Below are 18,414 nucleotides of genomic sequence, written 5' to 3' on the forward strand. Positions count from 1 at the left end.
ACAGGACCGTGAAACGACTCCACGCCGATGATAGTGCGGATTACCCGTGTGAAAGTAGGTAATCGTCAGGCTCCCCAGCAGTGACCGCAACCCCACCCCGCAAAGGTGGGGTTGCGGCGTTTACGCGAGAGAAAAACGCCCGCCGCACCGCACACCGTCCTCGCATCGCGAGAGACTCAGTTCGCGACTGCAAATCTTCGATGTGCCCGTGAAGCGCCGGCACCATCAGTGTGATTGGGTGCAACCTACTGGGCGGTCCGCTCATATCTCAAGATTTACAACGCAACCGCACCGTCGGATCGACTGTCTCAGCAACTGGAAGCGGCAAAACGGACCGCTTATCCGCGCCGTTAATCAGGGCGCATCTCGCCACGCCACGGAAACGCGGCTAACACCTCGCGAATCCCCGTATCGAACGCCGTGCGTCGGCCAATGCCAAGCAGCTCCAGCCGTTCCGACGCAAGATGGCAATTGTGGGGGCGAGGCGTCGCATCAGTCGGCGCATGTTGCGGGGTGAGCCGCGCGTCGAGGTTTAGCGCTTCGGCAAGGCGCATGGCTATCTCGTACTTGGTCATCGGTTCGTCGCCTGACCAATGCACGATGCCGCGAATCGCGTTACCCTCGACATGACGCTCGAGCATTTGCCGGATCACGAATGCAACGTCCGGCGTGAAGGTCGGATAGCGAATCGCCCACGCGTCCATGTTAGCGGCTTTGCCTTGTACCGCAACGGACGCGGCGATCGCCGGCACGAGGCTGGTTACGGCAGATTCTGCCCAATCGACGATAGGTCCATACAGCAGCGGCAAGCGCAGCACACAGCCGAAGTCGGTCGCGCCGGTCAACGCGCGCTCGCCTTCCAGCTTGCCGCGTCCATATGCATTGAGCGGCGCAGGCTCAGCGTCCGGCCGATAGGGCGGCCGACTGCCGTCAAACACATAATCGGTGGAAATGGACAGCGTCCATGCCCCGCGCCGATGCGCCGCAGCTGCGATTGCACGGACCGCATCCACATTCAGTGCGCGGGCCAATTCAGGGTGACGCTCGCACACATCCGGCCGACGTTCTGCAGCAGCAACCACGAGCGCATTAGGCGCTTCACGTTCGACAAATTCCTCGACCGCCCGCGAGTCGCGCACATCGAGCGCAACAGTATTCGACGCAGGGCGAGTGAATGCTGTGCCCACGACCTGCCAGGCCGGCTGCTTGGTCAGTTCGTTCATAACAGCGCGACCAAGCAAACCTGAAGCTCCTATCACGGCGACCTTGAACATGATCGCGTCGCCTAACGCGCCACGCTACCGGAGGAGCCACCGCTGGCGGCGCCTGCATCGGCCGACGCGCGTCGCTGCACGTCCTTGACGGTATAGCCCGCGTCCTCAATGGCGGCCTTCAGTACGTCGACCGCTTGCGTTGACTCGACCGCGACGCGGCCCGCCTCGAGATCGACCTGAACATTGGCCGCTTCGTCATGCTCGCGGACGGCGTTCGTGACTGCTGCCACGCAATGCTGGCAGCTCATACCTTCAACGTGAAATTCAGTCTTCATCGGAATTGCCTTTGGAAATGACCGCTGCTGAGTTGAATTATGCCTGCAGGAGCGGAATTTAAGTGGCTGACCTTCCCATCATGGGAAGGTGTACGATCGAGGCAGTCAGGAGAACATGGTTATGAATATTGGTGAAGCGGCCCGCGCGTCGGGCGTCACGGCAAAGATGATTCGCTACTACGAAAGCGTGGGACTGCTCACGGCGAAAGGCCGCACGAGCGCCGGCTATCGAGTTTACGGCCCGCAAGAAGTCCATTCATTGCGGTTTATCCGTCAGGCGCGCCGACTTGGTTTTCTCGTGGAAGATATCAGGCGGTTGTTGGCGCTGTGGCATGACCGCACGCGCGCGAGCGGGGAAGTGAAGGCGATCGCGCTGGATCATGTGGCAGACCTCGATCGGCGCATCGCCGAACTCACGGAAATGCGAGACATATTGGCGCACCTCGCTGCCCATTGTCACGGCGATGATCGCCCGGAGTGCCCGATCATCGAACGACTCGCCGACGCTGAATTGCTGACCGGGGGCGAAGGCAGCAGTTGCCATAGACCGTCGTCGTCGTGAATTGCAATGCACCGCTTGGAACGTTCTGCTGCAGCCGTCGCGATGCACCTGAATTGTGCGACACGCGGAGCGCGGGCAAAAATCGAACGGTCGTGAGCTGTCAACGCCAATAAAATCAATTCCTTATACGCACCATCTGTGTGCGTCATTCCAAACAGGAATGCACATCATGCGAGCATTTCACTGGCGCGGTTGCACCATCGGCCTATAATTCGGGTTAACCCTTTTACGGGAAATCCCTGATGCTAGGTCCACCGGGGATTCATTTGATCCTTGGAGAACGTCATGTTTGCATACATCCTTGAAAAGCTGAGCACGTGGTTTGAAACTGCCGAGCGCGACCGCCGTGAAGCCTACTTGGCTTCGTCGTCGGACATCGTGCAGTTGGAACAGCGTATCCGCTCGCTCGAAACCAACGGCTATTCGCTGTAAGTTTCAACAGCGGGGCAGGCCTCGTGGCCGGTGCGCTCCCGTCGCTGTGATTAGTTGTTCATTGTAAAGCCCCGTAATTGCGGGGCTTTGTCGCATCTGGACGCCCCTTATTCGCAGTTGGGCGCCCAGACACTGGAGTTGGCGAAGATCGACTAGCTTCCGGACGTATGTCGCGGTAATGTAAGGCGTTGTCCGCGCAACGCGGCTTTTCGACTTAACCGGTCCGCTCATGTCTCCAATTCGCACGTTCAAACGCTCGGCGGCCGTCGTTGCCCTTTCTTTGCTCGCGACCTGCGCCACGTCGAGCGTTTTCGCCGCGTCGAGCAATACGCGCAAACCCGTCATTCTCGACACTCAGAGCGGCATCAGCGACGGCCAGAGCGGCACTGTGCTGCAGACCGCGCCGCTCTCCCGCCAGCCCATCGTCGAAGCGCAACCGATTGCGACACCTGCCGAACTCGCGCCGAATTCATCGGTGCCGATCGTTGTCGCGCCTTATATCGAACTGCCTGGCGGCGGCGCCACGCTCCCGCAACAGCCGCAGCCAGGCCATGCGCCGCACTACCGGCAATAGCGTGCCTCAACGACCGCTATCTACAGGCCAACGCCAACGTCCATAAGCACGCTGGAGCACCCGGCCTCCCATGCCCGTTGCGCTTTCCGACGATTCGGGTTTGGGCGCATGGCGCGCGCCCGGTCGAAAGACGACAATCGTCCAGCGGTTTGTCGCGCCCAAAGCGGCGCCTAGGTGGCCGGCTCGGCCATCGCACGGAACGAAAACACAACAAGGAGACGTCAATGTTCTCTCACTGGATGCGGCGTGCTGCCGGCGTCTTCGCCGTGCTTTTCGCCGCTGCCGTGCCGCACGGCGTAGCGTTCGCCAAGGACACACCTGAAAAGCCGGCGTTGACCCTGGCCGTCGGCGGTTTGCCTGGGCTTTACTATTTGCCCGTGCTGGCGGCGCAACAGTTGGGCTATTTCAAGGACGAAGGTCTCGAAGTCACGCTAGAAGATTTCGCAGGGGGTTCAAAGGCGCTGGAGGCGGTGGTAGGGGGCAGCGCGGATGTCGGCGCCGGTGCGTTCGAGCATACGCTGTTCATGCAGGCCAAGGGCCAGCGATATCGGGCATTTGCGTTGATGGGCCGAGCGCCGCAGATCGCGGTTGCAGTATTGACGTCGAAAGCCGACAAGATCAGAACGCTCGCGGATTTCAAGGGGGCGAAAGTGGGCGTGAGCGCGCCGGGTTCTTCAACGGATCTGGTTCTTACGGTCGCATTGCGCAAGGCGGGCGTGCAGAGAAGCGATATCGCCGCGATTGGCGTGGGCAGCGGCGCCACGGTACTGGCGGCGGTCGGCAACGGCCAGATCGACGCACTCTCCAACGTGGACCCTATGATGACCAAGCTCACGCGCAGTGGTGCGATCAAGGTGCTGGTGGATACGCGCACGGTGAAGGGCACGCAGGAGGTGTTCGGCGGAACGATGCCGGCCGCCACGCTGTACGCTCCGGAGAGCTTCATCCAGAAATATCCGAAGACGACGCAGGCGCTCGCCAATGCAATCGTGCGTGCAGATCATTGGTTGCAGACCGCGAGCGATGCGGACTTGCTGAAGATGGTACCGCCGGCGTACCTGCTCAACGATTCCGCGTTGTACGTGGAGGCTTTCCACAACGTACGCGACGCCTACTCTCCGGACGGCCTGATGCCCGCCGACGGACCGGCGACTTCACTGCGTGCGCTGGCGTCGTTTGATAATCGGCTCGACCCAAAGAAGATCGACCTGAACGCAACCTACACCAACGACTTCGCCCGCAAGGCCGCGGCACAACTCAAGTAACAGCGCGATGAGAGCGCGCCTCTACCGGCGCGCGTCTTTTGCGCGATTTCAATCGCCGCGGTATTCCACCTTGAACTGCGCGGCTCTGTCCTCGCCGAGCGCTTTTACGATCCACGGCATCTGCTCTTTGAGCATTTTGGGCAGCGTGTACGGCGGATTAAGAATGAACATGCCGCTGCCAAATAGACCAAAACCGTCCGCCGGCGGATTGCTGACGGTCAGGCTGACATGCAGCCAATTGCGCTCTTGCAGCTTTTTCAACTGCTCGGGAAAGCGTTGCGATTCCGGGCGCTTCACCTGCGGATACCAGACCGCGTAGGTGCCGGTTGGGAAACGTTTCAGACTTTCTTCGACGCAACGAAGCGTGCGTGCATAGTCGCGCTTGTCCTCGTATGACGGATCGAGCAAAACCAGTGCGCGGCGCGGCGCGGGCGGGAGCAAGGCGAGAATGCCGTCGAAGCCGTCACCCGCGTACAGCATTGCGCGACGGCCTGCATCGCGGAAATTGTGCCGGAGCACGTCGATTTCCGTGCTGTGCAGCTCGAACAGACGCATCCGGTCCTGCTCGCGCATTTGTCGCCAGGCGATATACGGCGAACCGGGGTAGAAGCGTAACTGGCCGTCGGGATTCAGTGCAGCGACTTCGTCGACATATTCGGCGAACAGCGGCGGCAGGTCGTTGCGTTCCCACAGCCTGGCGATGCCGGTCTGGAATTCGCCGGTCTTTACCGCGTAGCCTTCCTGCAGCGAGTAGACACCTGCACCGGCGTGCGTGTCGATATACCAGTAGGCTTTGTCCTTCTGACCGAGGTAGCGCAGTAGCTGCAACACGACCGCGTGTTTGAGAACGTCGGCGTGATTGCCTGCATGAAAGGCGTGGCGATAGCTGAGCATATGAGGAGACGCTGAAAGAGGGCGTGCTGTTGCTGGCTGGAACGGGCGATGCGCAGGTAACTGGGCGCGCAGCGCGGCAAAGACAGTCGCTATACAGCGCGGTCGCGTATTGTACGCGACGTAACGCAACATAACGCGACGCGCCCAGCTGCGTCCAGCCGCGTCGAGCCGCGTCGAGCCGCGCCGGGCCCACCGAATCGACCCGCAAGCCGAGTCCGGCAGGGTGCGGGCCCGAGCCGAAACTATCAAGCGCCCCGGCGTCACCTCCACACCAGTTGGCGCGCGCCCCTGGCAGCACGATTCTCCCTCGGCCGCAACCAGTTCCCCGAAGCGGCGTCAGTCGTGCGCGTCGCCAATAATGCCTTCGATACGCTCCTTGAGCTCCGGCGTGATCTTATCGGCGACATCGGCGGACTTCATGTTCTCGGCGATCTGCTCGACGCGCGATGCGCCCGTAATCACCGTGCTGACATGCGGGTTCTTCAGAATCCAGGCGATGGCGAGCTGACCCACCGTGCAGCCCAGTTCGTCCGCCACCTCGCCGAGCTTGCCGACCACATTGTTCTTGCCGACGTCGGTTACCTGTTTGCGCAACCAGTCATAACCCTGCAACTGCGCGCGGCTGTCCGCTGGTACGCCATTGCGGTATTTGCCGGTCAAAAGGCCGGACGCCAGCGGACTCCAGGTAGTCAGGCCAAGACCGATGTCGTCGTAAAGACGCTTGTATTCCTGCTCCACGCGCTTGCGATGAAACAGGTTGTACTGCGGCTGCTCCATCACGGGTTTGTGCAGATGGTGACGCTCGGCAATCTCATAAGCGGCGCGAATTTCGTCAGCGCTCCATTCGGACGTGCCCCAGTACAACGCCTTGCCGCGCGTGATCATGTCGCTCATTGCCCATACCGTTTCCTCGACAGGCGTGTTCGGGTCGGGACGATGACAGAACACCAGATCGACATAATCGAGCTGCAGACGTTTGAGCGACGAATCGATGGCGTTCAGCAGATACTTGCGGTTCAGTGTGTGATACTGATTTGGCGCTTCCTCGAGTCCCCAGAAAAACTTGGTGGACACCACGTAGCTCACGCGCGGCCACGCCAGTTCCTTGAGCGCCTGGCCCATGATTTCTTCAGATTTGCCGCCAGCGTAGACCTCGGCGTTGTCGAAGAAGTTGACACCCGCGTCGCGCGCGGCCGCGAGCGATTCACGCGCCGCGCGATGGTCGACCTGATTGCCGTACGTGACCCACGAGCCGATGGACAGTTCGCTGACTTGCAGGCCCGAGCGGCCTAGACGCCGATAATTCATGCAATTCTCCTGATAGTGAAGCGACTGGAATCCTGCCAGAACACCCAGTGTAAATAGATCAGGCCCGGCGTGCTTTTTAACGGCCCCCGGCACACGGTTCATGCACAATAGCAGCATTGGCCGCAGTGCAACATTCGGCCGAACGGTATAGGACGCAGCCTATGCACGCCTATGCCATTCGGCTGACTTCCCGCTGCGCGCGGCTCGTGGTCTCATTGCTCATCAACTGCATGGAGGTTCTGGATGTCGTCACTGAACACAAATCTGAATGGCAAGGTCGCGGTGGTCACCGGCGCCGCGAGCGGCATCGGCAAGCAGATTGCGTTGACCCTCTCGGCCGCCGGAGCGGCTGTGGCCATCGCCGACCTGAACCAGGAGGGCGCCAACGCCGTGGCCGAAGAAATCACGAAGGGCGGCGGCAAGGCGATCGGCATCGCCATGGACGTCACCAATGAAGACGCAGTCAATCAGGGCATAGACAAGGTCGCGGCAGAGCTGGGGTCGGTCGACATTCTCATTTCCAACGCGGGCATCCAGATTGTCAACCCGATCGAGAACTACTCGTTTGCCGACTGGAAGAAGATGCAGGCGATTCACGTGGACGGCGCTTTCCTGACCACCAAGGCAGCGCTCAAGCACATGTACAAGGACGATCGCGGCGGTATCGTCATCTACATGGGCTCGGTTCACTCGCACGAGGCTTCGCCGCTCAAGTCCGCTTACGTGACAGCCAAGCATGCGCTGCTCGGGCTTGCGCGCGTGCTCGCGAAAGAAGGCGCGAAGCACAACGTGCGCTCGCATGTCGTGTGTCCCGGCTTCGTGCGTACTCCGCTGGTCGACAAGCAGATCCCGGAGCAGGCGAAGGAGCTCAATATCAGCGAAGAAGAAGTCGTCAAGCGGGTCATGCTGGGCGGCACCGTCGACGGCATCTTCACCACGGTGGAAGACGTCGCGCAAACCGTGCTGTTCCTGTCCACTTTCCCCACTGCGGCGCTCACCGGCCAGTCCTTCATTGTGAGCCACGGCTGGTACATGCAATAAGGAGGCGCGCATGGCGCAACCCAAGCCCAAGCAGGCGCGCCTCGGTGCACCCGGCAATCAGGAAGGCGCTGGCGCCGGCGCGGCGCCTCGCACGCGCATTCAATTGCCGGGTTACGAAACCATTGCGCTCACGCTGCAGGGCGGGGGTGCGCTTGGTGCTTATCAGGCCGGCGTTTTTCAGGGACTTCACGAGGCGGGCATCGAGCCGAACTGGCTCGCGGGCATTTCCATTGGCGCGTTGAATACTGCGATTATCGCGGGCAATCCGCCGGAAAAGCGGGTCGAGCGGCTGCTGCAGTTCTGGGAGACCATCTGTCAGCCGGCATTCGGTCCGCCGCTACCCGCGTTTGTCGAGCATGCGTTCTTCAACTCGAGCGACGCGGTGCGCAAAGCGTTCACCGCAGCTCAAGCTGTCGGCGCGCTTGTCGAGGGGCAAAAGGGCTTCTTCGTGCCGCGTTTTCCTCCGCCATTGCCAACCGTTTCGGGGCCGCCTCAGGCGGCCAGCTACTACGACACGGCGCCGCTGAAAGCGACATTGGAAGCGCTATGCGATTTCGACCGCATCAACTCGCGGGAAATGCGCGTGTCCGTAGGCGCGGTCAATTGCGGCACAGGGAATTTCGCCTATTTCGACAATACGCACACCACGCTGAGGCCCGAACATTTTATGGCGTCGGGTGCATTGCCGCCGGGTTTCGCGGCGGTCGAGATTGACGGGCAATACTACTGGGACGGCGGCTTGATGTCGAACACGCCGCTTTACGAGGTGGTGCAAACCACGCCGCGGCGCGACACGCTCGCGTTCCAGGTCGATTTGTGGAGCGCGATCGGGCCGGTGCCCGACAACATCACCGACGTGCAGGGGCGCATGAAAGACATTCAGTACTCAAGCCGCACCCGGCTCGTGACCGACATGCTGCAACGCTCGCAACGGTTTCGGCGCGTGCTGCGCGAGGTGTTGGACCGCGTCTCCCCGGAGCAGCGCGACGACCCTTGGTGCAGGCTCGCCGAAGATCTGTCGTGCTCAAAGCGCTACAACGTGATTCATCTCATCTACCGGCATAAAGAGTACGAAGGCCACTACAAGGACTTCCAGTTTGGTCTGTCGACAATGCGCGAGCATTGGCAAAGCGGGCTTGACGACATCCGTCATTCGCTTTCGCAGCCGGACTGGCTTGCCATGCCGGATAACGATGCGGGCTTCGTCACGCACGACATTCATCGCGATTCGCGCTGAAAGCGGCGTTGGCAAATTCGCCAACGCAAATAGAAACGGCGCCCTCGAAGGGCGCCGTTTCTATCCAAGTTCAGCAACGCGCGTGTGAGCGCTTTGCCGAATGCTTTACTTCAACACATGCGCAATCGCGTTAGCGACGACGTCCAGATTGCGCGTGTTCAGCGCAGCCACGCAGATGCGGCCGGTGCTGACGGCATAAATGCCGAACTCTTCGCGCAGGCGGTCGACTTGCGGCGCGCTCAGGCCCGAGTACGAGAACATGCCGCGCTGTGCATTGACGAAGCTGAAGTCGCGATCCACGCCGCTTGCCTTCAGACGCTCGACGAGACCGTTGCGCATGGCGCGGATGCGGTCGCGCATTTCGGCGAGTTCCGTCTCCCACGTGGCACGCAGCTCCGGCGACGCGAGCACCGCGGCGACCACCGAGCCGCCATGCGTCGGCGGGTTCGAGTAATTGGTGCGGATCACGCGCTTGAGTTGAGACAGCACGCGCGTCGCTTCTTCCTTGCTGCCCGTGATGATGGACAGCGCACCGATACGCTCGCCGTACAGCGAAAAGGACTTCGAGAACGACGAAGAGACGAACACGTTCAGTTCCGAGGCCGCAAAAAGGCGCACGGCCGCGGCGTCTGCTTCGATATTGTCGCCAAAGCCCTGATACGCGATGTCGAGGAACGGCACCAGATTGCGCGCCTTGACGACCTCCACGATTTGCTTCCACTGGTCGACCGTGAGGTCGACGCCCGTCGGGTTATGGCAGCACGCGTGCAACACGACGATGGTGCCGGCCGGGTAGCTGTTGAGCGCGCTCAGCATGCCGTCGAAGTTCACGCCGTGCGTATGCGCGTCGTAATACGGGTACGAGACCACTTCGAAGCCCGCGGCTTCGAAGAGCGCGCGGTGGTTTTCCCAGCTCGGATCGCTAATGGCGACCTTGGCGTTCGGGTCGAGGCGCTTCAGGAAGTCCGCACCGATCTTCAGCGCGCCCGTGCCGCCCAGTGCCTGCGCCGTCACGACGCGGCCCGCCGCGATCAGCGGCGAATCGTTGCCGAGCAGCAGTTTTTGCACGGCTGCGTCGTATGCGGCGATGCCCTCGATCGGCAGATAGCCGCGCGGCAACGCTGCTTCGACACGCGCCCGTTCCGCATCGCGCACGGCGCGCAACAGCGGAATCTTGCCTTCTTCATTGAAATACACGCCAACGCCGAGATTGACCTTGGTGGGGCGCGGGTCGGCGTTGAAGGCTTCGTTCAGGCCCAGAATCGGGTCGCGGGGAGCAAGTTCGACGGCGGAGAACAGAGACATGGTGGGTGGCCAGCAGTAGTGAAAAGAGGGCGGCTACGAGCATGCAGGCCCGCGCGGGCTGCGTTTATGCAAAACGCAAGCGCCGGACGACGCGAAACGCGGGCAACTCCAAGCGAGCGCAACTTCGCATTGTAACGAATCTGAGAGCGTTTTTAGGACGACGACGTCAGTTGGCGGGCTTATTTGCTTGAAAAACAGGCAAGCGTCGCAACATGCCTGACATCGTCTGCGTTTTGCAAGCTGCGCTCTTACGCGGATCCGTTCATTCCGTCCCCGATCCGGGTTTGCGCAACCCGTTAGAATAGTTTTTTGCCCAAGGCCGTTGCCGCCCCCCATGTCCGAACAACATCTGACAGAAGCCGAAGATGCGCTCGACGAATCCAAATTCGTCCGTTTCGAAGGCTCGCCGTTTCAGCTTTATCAGCCATATCCGCCCGCCGGCGACCAGCCGACGGCGATCGACACGCTCGTCGAAGGCATCGAAGACGGTCTCTCGTTCCAGACGCTCCTCGGCGTGACCGGTTCGGGCAAGACCTTCACGATGGCCAACACGATCGCGCGCCTTGGCCGTCCGGCTATTGTGTTCGCGCCGAACAAGACGCTCGCGGCGCAGCTTTACTCGGAGTTCCGCGAGTTCTTTCCGCGCAACGCGGTCGAGTATTTCGTTTCCTACTACGACTACTATCAGCCGGAAGCTTACGTGCCGCAGCGCGACCTATTCATTGAAAAGGACTCGTCGATCAACGAGCACATCGAGCAGATGCGTCTGTCGGCCACTAAAAGCCTGATGGAGCGGCGCGACGTGGTGATCGTCGCGACCGTGTCGGCCATTTACGGTATCGGCAATCCGTCCGAATACCACCAGATGATCCTGACGCTGCGCACCGGCGACAGGCTCGGCCAGCGCGACATCATCGCGCGGCTGATCGCCATGCAGTACAACCGCAATGAAGCGGACTTTCAGCGTGGCTCGTTCCGGGTGCGCGGCGATACGATCGACATTTTCCCCGCCGAGCATGCAGAAATGGCGGTGCGTGTCGAATTGTTCGACGACGAAGTGGAAACACTGCAACTCTTCGATCCGCTCACCGGACGCGTGCGTCAGAAGATTCCGCGTTTCACGGTTTATCCGTCGTCGCACTATGTGACGCCGCGCGATACCGTCGTGCGAGCCGTGGAAACCATCAAGGCTGAGCTGCGCGAGCGGCTGGAGTTTTTCTACAGCGAAGGCAAGCTGGTCGAGGCGCAGCGCCTTGAGCAGCGCACCCGTTTCGATCTCGAGATGCTGCAGGAGCTGGGCTTCTGCAAGGGCATCGAGAACTACTCGCGGCACTTTTCCGGCGCGGCGCCCGGCGAGCCGCCGCCCACGCTGGTCGATTATTTGCCGTCGGACGCGATCATGCTGCTCGACGAGTCGCACGTGCTGATCGGCCAGTTGAACGGCATGTACAACGGCGACCGCGCGCGTAAGGAAAATCTGGTCGACTACGGTTTCCGGCTGCCGTCCGCACTGGACAACCGGCCGCTGAAGTTCAACGAATTCGAGCGCAAGATGCGTCAGGTCGTGTTCGTAACGGCCACGCCGGCCGAGTACGAGAAGAAGACCTCGGGGCAGGTGGCCGAGCAACTGGTGCGCCCGACGGGGCTTGTCGATCCGGAAATCGAGGTACGGCCCGCGCGCAGCCAGGTGGACGACGTGCTCGCCGAAATCAACGAGCGCGTCGCCGCGGGCGACCGTGTGCTGGTCACCGTGCTGACCAAGCGCATGGCCGAGCAGCTCACGGAGTTTCTCGCCGACCACGGCATCAAGGTGCGCTACCTGCACAGCGATATCGACACCGTGGAGCGCGTCGAGATCATCCGCGATTTGCGGCTTGGTACTTTCGACGTGCTGGTCGGTATCAACCTGTTGCGCGAAGGCCTGGATATTCCTGAAGTGTCGCTTGTCGCGATTCTCGACGCGGACAAGGAAGGCTTCCTGCGCGCGGAGCGCTCGCTGATCCAGACCATCGGCCGGGCGGCGCGCAACGTGAACGGCAAGGCGATTCTTTACGCCGACAAGGTGACGGACTCAATGCGCCGCGCTATCGACGAAACCGAGCGGCGGCGGGCGAAGCAGATCGCGTTCAATCTCGAACACGGCATCACGCCGCGCGGCGTGGTCAAGCGCATTCGCGACATTATCGACGGCGTGTACAACGTGGACGACGCTCGCGCCGAGTTGAAGGAGCAGCAAACCCGCGCCAAGTTCGAAGACATGTCCGAGAAGCAGCTGGCAAAGGAACTGAAGCGCCTCGAAAAGCAGATGATGGAGCACGCGAAGAACCTCGAGTTCGAGAAGGCCGCGCAAACGCGCGACCAGCTCGCGCTCCTGCGGCAGCGGGTGTTCGGCGCAAACGTCGGCGATCACGTGTCGGGTGTCGAGTAAGGTTTGGCGGGCGAACGGCGCGGGCAGTGCCGCGCCGGAAAGCTGGCTCCGCCCGCCGAGCGCGAACTGGGTCGGGAACCCGCCGCCCCGACCGGCAACCCGCGAACCCCGCCGGGAACCCGCCAACCTGACCGGGAAGCCGCCAACCTGACCGGGAAGCCGCCTACCTGACCGGGAAGCCGCCGACCCGACCGGAAACCCGCCGACCCGACCGGAAACCCGCCAACCGGACCAGAACCCGCCAACGCGACCGCGAACCCAACCAACCAGATCAGGAACCGAATACCCCAACCCTGCGCCGCGGCAATCCGACACACCCATCCCGCCCATACCACCCCAACATCCGCCAACCGCCTCTCACTCTTCATTTCTTAAGACACCCTTAAGACCCTGCTGCTACAAGGCTCGGCGTGCGTTCGTATTTGTTCCGACAGGCGAACAATGATAAACTCGCCCAATATTGAGAATGGTTCGCATTAACGTTCATTTATGCGATCTGCTTCGGTTTGTCGTCCGACGCACTGTTCCAATGGAATCCAATCGAATCGGATAAAAACAAGGAGTTTGAATGCGGATTTCTTCATTTGTGCGCGGCGGTATTGCCGCGGCGGCCGCAGTTGCGGCTTTCTCGGCAACGGCTGCGGAATACCCGATCGGCAAGCAGCAGATTCAGGGCGGCATGGAAATCGGCGCGGTGTATCTGCAGCCGATCACCATGGAGCCGGAAGGCATGATGCGCAAGGCATCGGATTCGGACATCCACCTCGAAGCCGACATCCACGCAGTCAAGAACAATCCCACCGGCTTCGCGGAAGGTGACTGGATGCCGTATCTGCAAGTGCGTTACGAGTTGACGAAAGCCGGCTCGAAAGACACGCAGAAGGGTGACCTGATGGCGATGGTCGCCAACGACGGTCCGCACTACGGCGACAACGTCAAGCTGCAAGGTCCGGGCAAATATCACCTGAAGCTGGTCGTGGAAGCGCCGATGCAGACCGGCCACATGGCGTTTGGCCGTCACGTCGATAAGGAAACCGGTGTGGGTCCGTGGTTCAAGCCGATCACGCTGGAGTACGACTTCACGTTCGCCGGCATCGGCAAGAAGGGCGGGTATTGATGTTCGCGCGTCGTCGCAGCTCGCGATCAAGCGGTGCGCGGGCACGTGGGACGAATGAGTGAATGCAGCAGGCGGCGCGGGCTTTTCATACCGCGCCGCGTTTTCTGGAAACGCCAATGAGAATCAACCGAAAGATCGCGGTTCTTGCGTCGTCGATTGTGCTGGCGGGCGCGGCGCATGCCGCTGATCTGCCCACTTTCAAGCTCGAAATGAACGACGGCAAGCTCACGCCGGCGCGCATCGAAGTGCCGGCGGGGCAGCGAATCAAGATCGAGGTGCGCAATACCGGCAAGGGCGCGGCCGAGTTCGAAAGCGTCCAGTTGCGCAAGGAAAAGGTCCTCGCTCCGGGAGCAGATTCGTTCGTGGTGATCGCGCCGCTCACGCCGGGCGAGTACAAGTTCTTCGACGATTTCCACCAGCAGGCGCAGGGCGTGATCGTCGCGAAGTAGCAGTCGCGCGCATGACGGGCGCGGGGCTCGGCTCCGCCGTCGTGCGCGACAGCAGTAGCAGAGCAGAAGGGAGTGCTTGATGGGTCAGATTCTATTCATCGTGTGGCGGGAGAGTGTCGAGGCGTTGCTGGTCGTCGGCATCCTGTACGCGTGGCTGAAAAATGGCGACGCCGATGCGCGCCGCGGTTTGCCGTACCTGTGGGGCGGCGTTGCGGCCGGCCTGATCGCGGCGGTCGCGCTCGGCGCGGCGCTGGTCGGCTTCACGGAAGTGCTGTCCGGCGACGCGCAGGACTATTTCCAGACCGCGATGGTACTGGTCGCCTGCGTGCTCATTGTGCAAATGGTGCTGTGGATGAAGCAGCACGGCCGCTCGCTCAAGCGCGACATGGAGCAGTCGCTGCAAAAGAGTCAGCGTGACTCGAACTGGTGGGGCGTGGCGGTGCTCGTCGCGCTCGCCATCGCGCGGGAAGGCAGCGAGACGGTGATTTTCCTGTACGGCCTCGGCTTCGGCCAGTCGGGCCACGTGGACACTGCGCAGATGCTCGCGGTTGCAATCGGCCTCGCGCTCGCACTGCTGACGTTCTACGTGCTGCAGCTCGGTGGCAAGATCTTCTCGTGGCGCCTCTTTTTCCGCGTCACCGAAATCATGCTGCTGTTCCTCGGCGCGGGTCTGTTCGAGACGGGCGTCGACAAGCTGATCGACAAGGAATTCCTGCCGACCATCGTCGACCAGGTGTGGAACACCTCCGCCATTCTCGACGATTCCAACACCTTCGGCTCGCTGGTCGCGACGCTCACCGGCTATCGCGCGCATCCGGCGTTGATGAACCTGATTGCGTACGCGGTGTACTGGGCGGTCGTCTATCTGCTGCTGCGGCGCGCGAATCGCAAGCCGGCACGGCAAGCCGCAGAGCGCGCAGCATGAGTACCGTCATGACCCGTCCGGGGCGTCTTGCCGCGGCAGGGCAGTGGATGCAGCGTCACGGTTCGGTGATCCGCGGCATCCAGTGGGTCGTGGTGGCGGTGTATGCGCTCCTCATCATCGTGCCGGCGGTCATGCCGCTGCCGGACGACAGCGCGCATTTGTGGAACAACCTGACGCTTGCCGCGCAGTTCGTGTTCTGGGGCATCTGGTGGCCGTTCGTGCTGCTCTCCATGGTGATGCTCGGCCGCGTGTGGTGCGGCGTGCTGTGTCCCGAGGGCGCGCTCGCCGAATTCGCGAGCAAACACGGCCGCGGCAAGGCAATTCCGCACTGGATGCGCTGGGGCGGCTGGCCCTTCGTCGCGTTCGGCATCACCACCATCTATGGTCAGATGGTGAGCGTCTACCAGTATCCGAAGGCGGTGCTGCTGGTGCTCGGCGGCTCGACGCTGGCGGCTATCGTCATCGGCCTGCTGTACGGGCGCGAGAAGCGCGTCTGGTGCAAGTACCTCTGCCCCGTGAACGGGGTCTTTTCGCTTCTGGCGCGCCTCGCGCCGTTTCACTACAAGGTCGATGAAGACGCATGGCGCCGTTCGTACAAGAACGGCGAGCACGGCCACCGCGTGATTCCGATCAATTGCGCGCCGCTCGTGCCGTTGCGCAACATGAAGGGCGCGGCCGACTGTCATATGTGCGGCCGTTGCAGCGGCCACCGCGATGCGATTGCGCTGACCTGGCGCGCGCCGTCGTCGGAAGTCGTGCAGCTCGGCGACAAGCACGCGAGCGTCTGGGACACGGCGCTGATCCTGTACGGCCTGCTCGGCATCGCGATCGGCGCGTTCCACTGGACCGCGTCGCGCTGGTTCATCGACCTCAAGATGTTCTTCGCGACGTGGCTCGTCGATCACGACATCACGTGGCCGCTCGATACCAATGCACCGTGGTTCCTCTTCACGCATTACCCTGAGCAGAACGACGTGTTCTCGTGGCTCGACGGCACCATGGTGATCGGCTACATCCTCGCGACGGCGCTCGTCTACGGCACCGTGCTGCTCATCCTGATGACGGGGGCGACGCGCATGCTCGGGCGCTTCAGCAGTGTGCGTCTGCATCACCTGACACAAGGGCTGATTCCGCTTGCCGGCGCAGGCGTGTTTCTGGGTTTGTCGGCGACCACTTTGTCGCTGCTGCGTGCGGAGCATGTGCCGTTGTGGTGGGCGTCGGACGTGCGTATCGCGATTCTGGCCATCGCCAATTTGTGGAGCGCCTGGCTCGCATGGCTCGTCACGCGCCGCTACACGGAGCGCTTCGTGCAACGCGCTCTAGCCATGCTCTGGTTCGCCGCAGCGCTCGCCGTGGTCGACAGCGCCTGGTGGCTGATGTTCTGGGGCTGGGCCTCGAAGTAAACGCTCGACCGAAAGCGAACGCGTTTTAGCAGACTTGCCGCTCGCCTGCGCTTGTCGAATGCGTGCGACACAAAAACAGAAGCCGTGAAGATGACATCGTTCATCTTCACGGCTTTTTCATTCACATGACGGGGCACGGCATGTCGTGCTCGCGTCGGCGGGAACCAAAAAAGCGGCCTGGCTGGCTGCGACGGCTGGCTTGGTGTCTGCACGAAGGGGTCTAGTTCTCACGTGCAAGCCGTCGTGGCTGGCTAATGCCCAACACCTCTCAGAGGAGGTGGTCCCCACAATACCTGGTACTGCGATCTGCTCGTTACTTGGTCAGGATCAGCTTGCCCAGACGCGTGGCGCGCAGCTGATACGTCTCGCCGTTATGCACGATGCTGACGTGACTGTGTCCTTGCAGCAAAGCCTCACTGCGCAGCACGCGCGCCGACGTTTCGGACGAGTCGTTCGCACGGCTTGCCGCAGGCCTTGCGGCGGCTGGCGCCACGGCCGCCGCGGGTTTAGGGCGGCTGGTCAACGCGGCCGCCGGGCGGCGCAGGCTGAGCGTGGAAGAGCGAGTGGTATCTGTCATTCGTCCTGGCTGTTGCTCGATTCGATGGATGAATTCTAAATGATAACCATTCCTATTTACAAGAGGCAGAAATTCATCGGATCAAGCTTTCGATAGCCGAAAGACACGGTGGGGAAAGACGCTGCTCGGGCAACGAATAATAGCCGCGCGTTGCACGCGGCAGCAGCGGTGCCGGTGCCACCGCTCTGGACAGGTTGCGACGAGGCGGCGCGACGACGGAGTGATGCAGCGGCGCGGCGACAGAGCGATGCAGCGGCGGGGTGGCGCGGCGGGGCGACGCGACGACAGAACGACGCGGCGGCAGGGCACCTCGCGACAGCGCGACGCCGCGCGAGCCGCGACGCTCAGTGCAGCGAACCCGGCTCCTGCCTTGCCTGCACGTACTGACGGATCAGGCGCACCGTGTCGATGTCGTTCTCGCGATAGGCCGACTTCACGATCTCCTGCGTCTGCACTGCGTCCTGGTCGTTCGAAACCGGCAGCGTGGTCGCGTATTCGAAGCGCAGGAACAGTTGCAGTTCGTCCGGCTGCTCGATGGTCATGGTGAGGGAGCCGCCGACGTGATCCACCGTCGGCAGGATGTCGTAGCGCACGCTCTGGCTTTCCTGCAGCGTCACGCGGTCGCGGACCGTGGCCTGGCCATAGTGCAGCTCCCGCTCGAGCGTATTGCCTTCGCGCGACAGGATCGTGCAGCTGTCGAGTCCTATCACGAACAACTGCGGCTGCTCGGCACGCAGCACGAGCCCTTCCCAAAGCTGCTCGCGGGTCATCGAGTCGACAAACGGGTTCAACGGGTCGTTGATCTGGATAAGGTGTTCGAAATTCAAGACGACAGCATCCTATGAAAGCGTTGCAAGCGCCGCAAAACAGCCGTGCCGGTGCGTTCCTGCTGCACGCCCGGCCGGCCGGCGTGCGCGAGTCATGCGACGGTCAGGCCCGAACGGATCGTGATCGAGCGCGTGAGAATCTTGTGAACTGGGCACGCATTGGCAATTTGCAAGAGGCGTTCCCGCTGCTCGTCGGAGAGCTCGCCGCGCAACTGGATCTTGCGGTCGATAGTCGAGCCTTCGTCACCGGTTTCGATGTCAAGCGTAACGTGCACTTCGTCGAGCGGCCAGCCTTTGCGTTGCGCGTACATTTTCAGCGTGACCGACGTACACGCGCCAAGACTGGACAGCAGCAACGAGACAGGCGTCGGGCCGCGATCGCCGCCGCCGAGCGATTCCGGTTCGTCGGCGAGCCACGTGTGCTTGCCGTCGTCAAAATGGACCTGATAATTCGTCGAACCAATGTGGGCGGTGACGGTGGCTTCTGCCATGCGCGCTCCTGAAAGCAGGGACGGAAATCG

At 61.9% G+C, this 18,414-nt stretch carries 19 protein-coding genes; 11 read left to right on the forward strand and 8 right to left on the reverse strand.

Going from position 1 to position 18,414, the window contains the following annotated elements:
• Positions 1-350 precede the first annotated feature (350 nt).
• Positions 351-1,274: a dTDP-4-dehydrorhamnose reductase family protein gene (locus JNB89_RS28120; protein ID WP_220364376.1), complete on the reverse strand. Its 924-nt coding sequence runs from the start codon at positions 1,272-1,274 to the stop codon at positions 351-353.
• 11 nt (positions 1,275-1,285) lie between these two features.
• On the reverse strand, positions 1,286-1,549 hold the full coding sequence (locus JNB89_RS28125) for a heavy-metal-associated domain-containing protein (RefSeq protein ID WP_220364377.1): 264 nt from the start codon (positions 1,547-1,549) through the stop codon (positions 1,286-1,288).
• Positions 1,550-1,670: 121 nt separating this feature from the next.
• Between JNB89_RS28125 and cueR the strand changes: the two genes are divergently transcribed.
• From cueR to JNB89_RS28145, 4 genes are all read left to right on the forward strand, one after another.
• On the forward strand, positions 1,671-2,111 hold the full coding sequence (gene cueR / locus JNB89_RS28130) for a Cu(I)-responsive transcriptional regulator (protein ID WP_220364394.1): 441 nt from the start codon (positions 1,671-1,673) through the stop codon (positions 2,109-2,111).
• A 285-nt stretch (positions 2,112-2,396) separates the two neighbouring features.
• Entirely contained in the window at positions 2,397-2,543 is a 147-nt protein-coding gene (locus JNB89_RS28135) for a DUF3563 family protein (protein WP_006053111.1), read from the forward strand.
• 229 nt (positions 2,544-2,772) lie between these two features.
• Complete coding sequence (locus tag JNB89_RS28140) at positions 2,773-3,117, forward strand: hypothetical protein (protein ID WP_220364378.1); 345 nt, start codon at positions 2,773-2,775, stop codon at positions 3,115-3,117.
• A 224-nt stretch (positions 3,118-3,341) separates the two neighbouring features.
• Complete coding sequence (locus JNB89_RS28145) at positions 3,342-4,382, forward strand: ABC transporter substrate-binding protein (RefSeq protein WP_220364379.1); 1,041 nt, start codon at positions 3,342-3,344, stop codon at positions 4,380-4,382.
• A 48-nt stretch (positions 4,383-4,430) separates the two neighbouring features.
• Here the strand turns inward: JNB89_RS28145 and JNB89_RS28150 are convergent, their stop codons facing one another.
• Positions 4,431-5,276 (reverse strand): 23S rRNA (adenine(2030)-N(6))-methyltransferase RlmJ, encoded by an 846-nt coding sequence (locus tag JNB89_RS28150; RefSeq protein WP_220364395.1) that lies wholly within the window; start codon positions 5,274-5,276, stop codon positions 4,431-4,433.
• Between the two features lie 336 nt (positions 5,277-5,612).
• Positions 5,613-6,584 (reverse strand): potassium channel beta subunit family protein, encoded by a 972-nt coding sequence (locus tag JNB89_RS28155; protein WP_220364380.1) that lies wholly within the window; start codon positions 6,582-6,584, stop codon positions 5,613-5,615.
• A 243-nt stretch (positions 6,585-6,827) separates the two neighbouring features.
• On the opposite strand from JNB89_RS28155, the gene JNB89_RS28160 reads away from it, so the two are divergent.
• Together JNB89_RS28160 and JNB89_RS28165 are read left to right on the forward strand one after the other, a co-directional pair.
• A complete protein-coding gene (locus JNB89_RS28160) occupies positions 6,828-7,625 on the forward strand; it encodes a 3-hydroxybutyrate dehydrogenase (RefSeq protein ID WP_013339828.1) in 798 nt (265 codons plus the stop codon).
• A 10-nt stretch (positions 7,626-7,635) separates the two neighbouring features.
• Complete coding sequence (locus JNB89_RS28165; RefSeq protein WP_013339827.1) at positions 7,636-8,862, forward strand: DUF3734 domain-containing protein; 1,227 nt, start codon at positions 7,636-7,638, stop codon at positions 8,860-8,862.
• A gap of 105 nt (positions 8,863-8,967) precedes the next feature.
• On the opposite strand, the gene JNB89_RS28170 is transcribed toward JNB89_RS28165, so the two are convergent.
• The gene (locus JNB89_RS28170) at positions 8,968-10,167 is read right to left on the reverse strand and encodes an amino acid aminotransferase (RefSeq protein WP_013339826.1); all 1,200 of its coding nucleotides are present in this window, start codon (positions 10,165-10,167) and stop codon (positions 8,968-8,970) included.
• A gap of 334 nt (positions 10,168-10,501) precedes the next feature.
• On the opposite strand from JNB89_RS28170, the gene uvrB reads away from it, so the two are divergent.
• From uvrB to JNB89_RS28195, 5 genes are all read left to right on the forward strand, one after another.
• The gene (gene uvrB / locus JNB89_RS28175; RefSeq protein WP_013339825.1) at positions 10,502-12,595 is read left to right on the forward strand and encodes an excinuclease ABC subunit UvrB; all 2,094 of its coding nucleotides are present in this window, start codon (positions 10,502-10,504) and stop codon (positions 12,593-12,595) included.
• A 568-nt stretch (positions 12,596-13,163) separates the two neighbouring features.
• On the forward strand, positions 13,164-13,712 hold the full coding sequence (locus JNB89_RS28180) for an iron transporter (protein ID WP_220364381.1): 549 nt from the start codon (positions 13,164-13,166) through the stop codon (positions 13,710-13,712).
• 116 nt (positions 13,713-13,828) lie between these two features.
• Complete coding sequence (locus tag JNB89_RS28185) at positions 13,829-14,161, forward strand: cupredoxin domain-containing protein (RefSeq protein ID WP_013339823.1); 333 nt, start codon at positions 13,829-13,831, stop codon at positions 14,159-14,161.
• Positions 14,162-14,240: 79 nt separating this feature from the next.
• Positions 14,241-15,086, forward strand: coding sequence for an FTR1 family iron permease (locus JNB89_RS28190; protein WP_135894762.1), 846 nt, complete (start codon positions 14,241-14,243; stop codon positions 15,084-15,086).
• On the forward strand, positions 15,083-16,489 hold the full coding sequence (locus JNB89_RS28195) for a 4Fe-4S binding protein (protein ID WP_220364382.1): 1,407 nt from the start codon (positions 15,083-15,085) through the stop codon (positions 16,487-16,489). The genes JNB89_RS28190 and JNB89_RS28195 overlap by 4 nt, the downstream gene beginning before the upstream one ends.
• A 313-nt stretch (positions 16,490-16,802) precedes the next feature.
• Here JNB89_RS28195 and hemP read toward each other — a convergent pair whose 3' ends face one another.
• The 3 genes from hemP to JNB89_RS28210 all read right to left on the reverse strand — a co-directional run bounded on the left by hemP (position 16,803) and on the right by JNB89_RS28210 (position 18,384).
• Positions 16,803-17,066 carry a hemin uptake protein HemP gene (gene hemP, locus JNB89_RS28200; protein ID WP_218742226.1) on the reverse strand — a complete coding sequence of 88 codons (264 nt, stop codon included), beginning with the start codon at positions 17,064-17,066 and terminating at the stop codon, positions 16,803-16,805.
• Positions 17,067-17,410: 344 nt separating this feature from the next.
• Positions 17,411-17,893, reverse strand: a complete 483-nt coding sequence (locus JNB89_RS28205; RefSeq protein ID WP_220364383.1) for an SRPBCC family protein — start codon at positions 17,891-17,893, stop codon at positions 17,411-17,413.
• 92 nt (positions 17,894-17,985) lie between these two features.
• Positions 17,986-18,384 (reverse strand): OsmC family protein, encoded by a 399-nt coding sequence (locus JNB89_RS28210; RefSeq protein WP_013339818.1) that lies wholly within the window; start codon positions 18,382-18,384, stop codon positions 17,986-17,988.
• Positions 18,385-18,414: the final 30 nt, after the last annotated feature.

The sequence above is a fragment of the Paraburkholderia phenoliruptrix genome (genome assembly GCF_019511605.1).
GTDB classification, from domain to species: Bacteria; Pseudomonadota; Gammaproteobacteria; order Burkholderiales; family Burkholderiaceae; genus Paraburkholderia; species Paraburkholderia phenoliruptrix_A.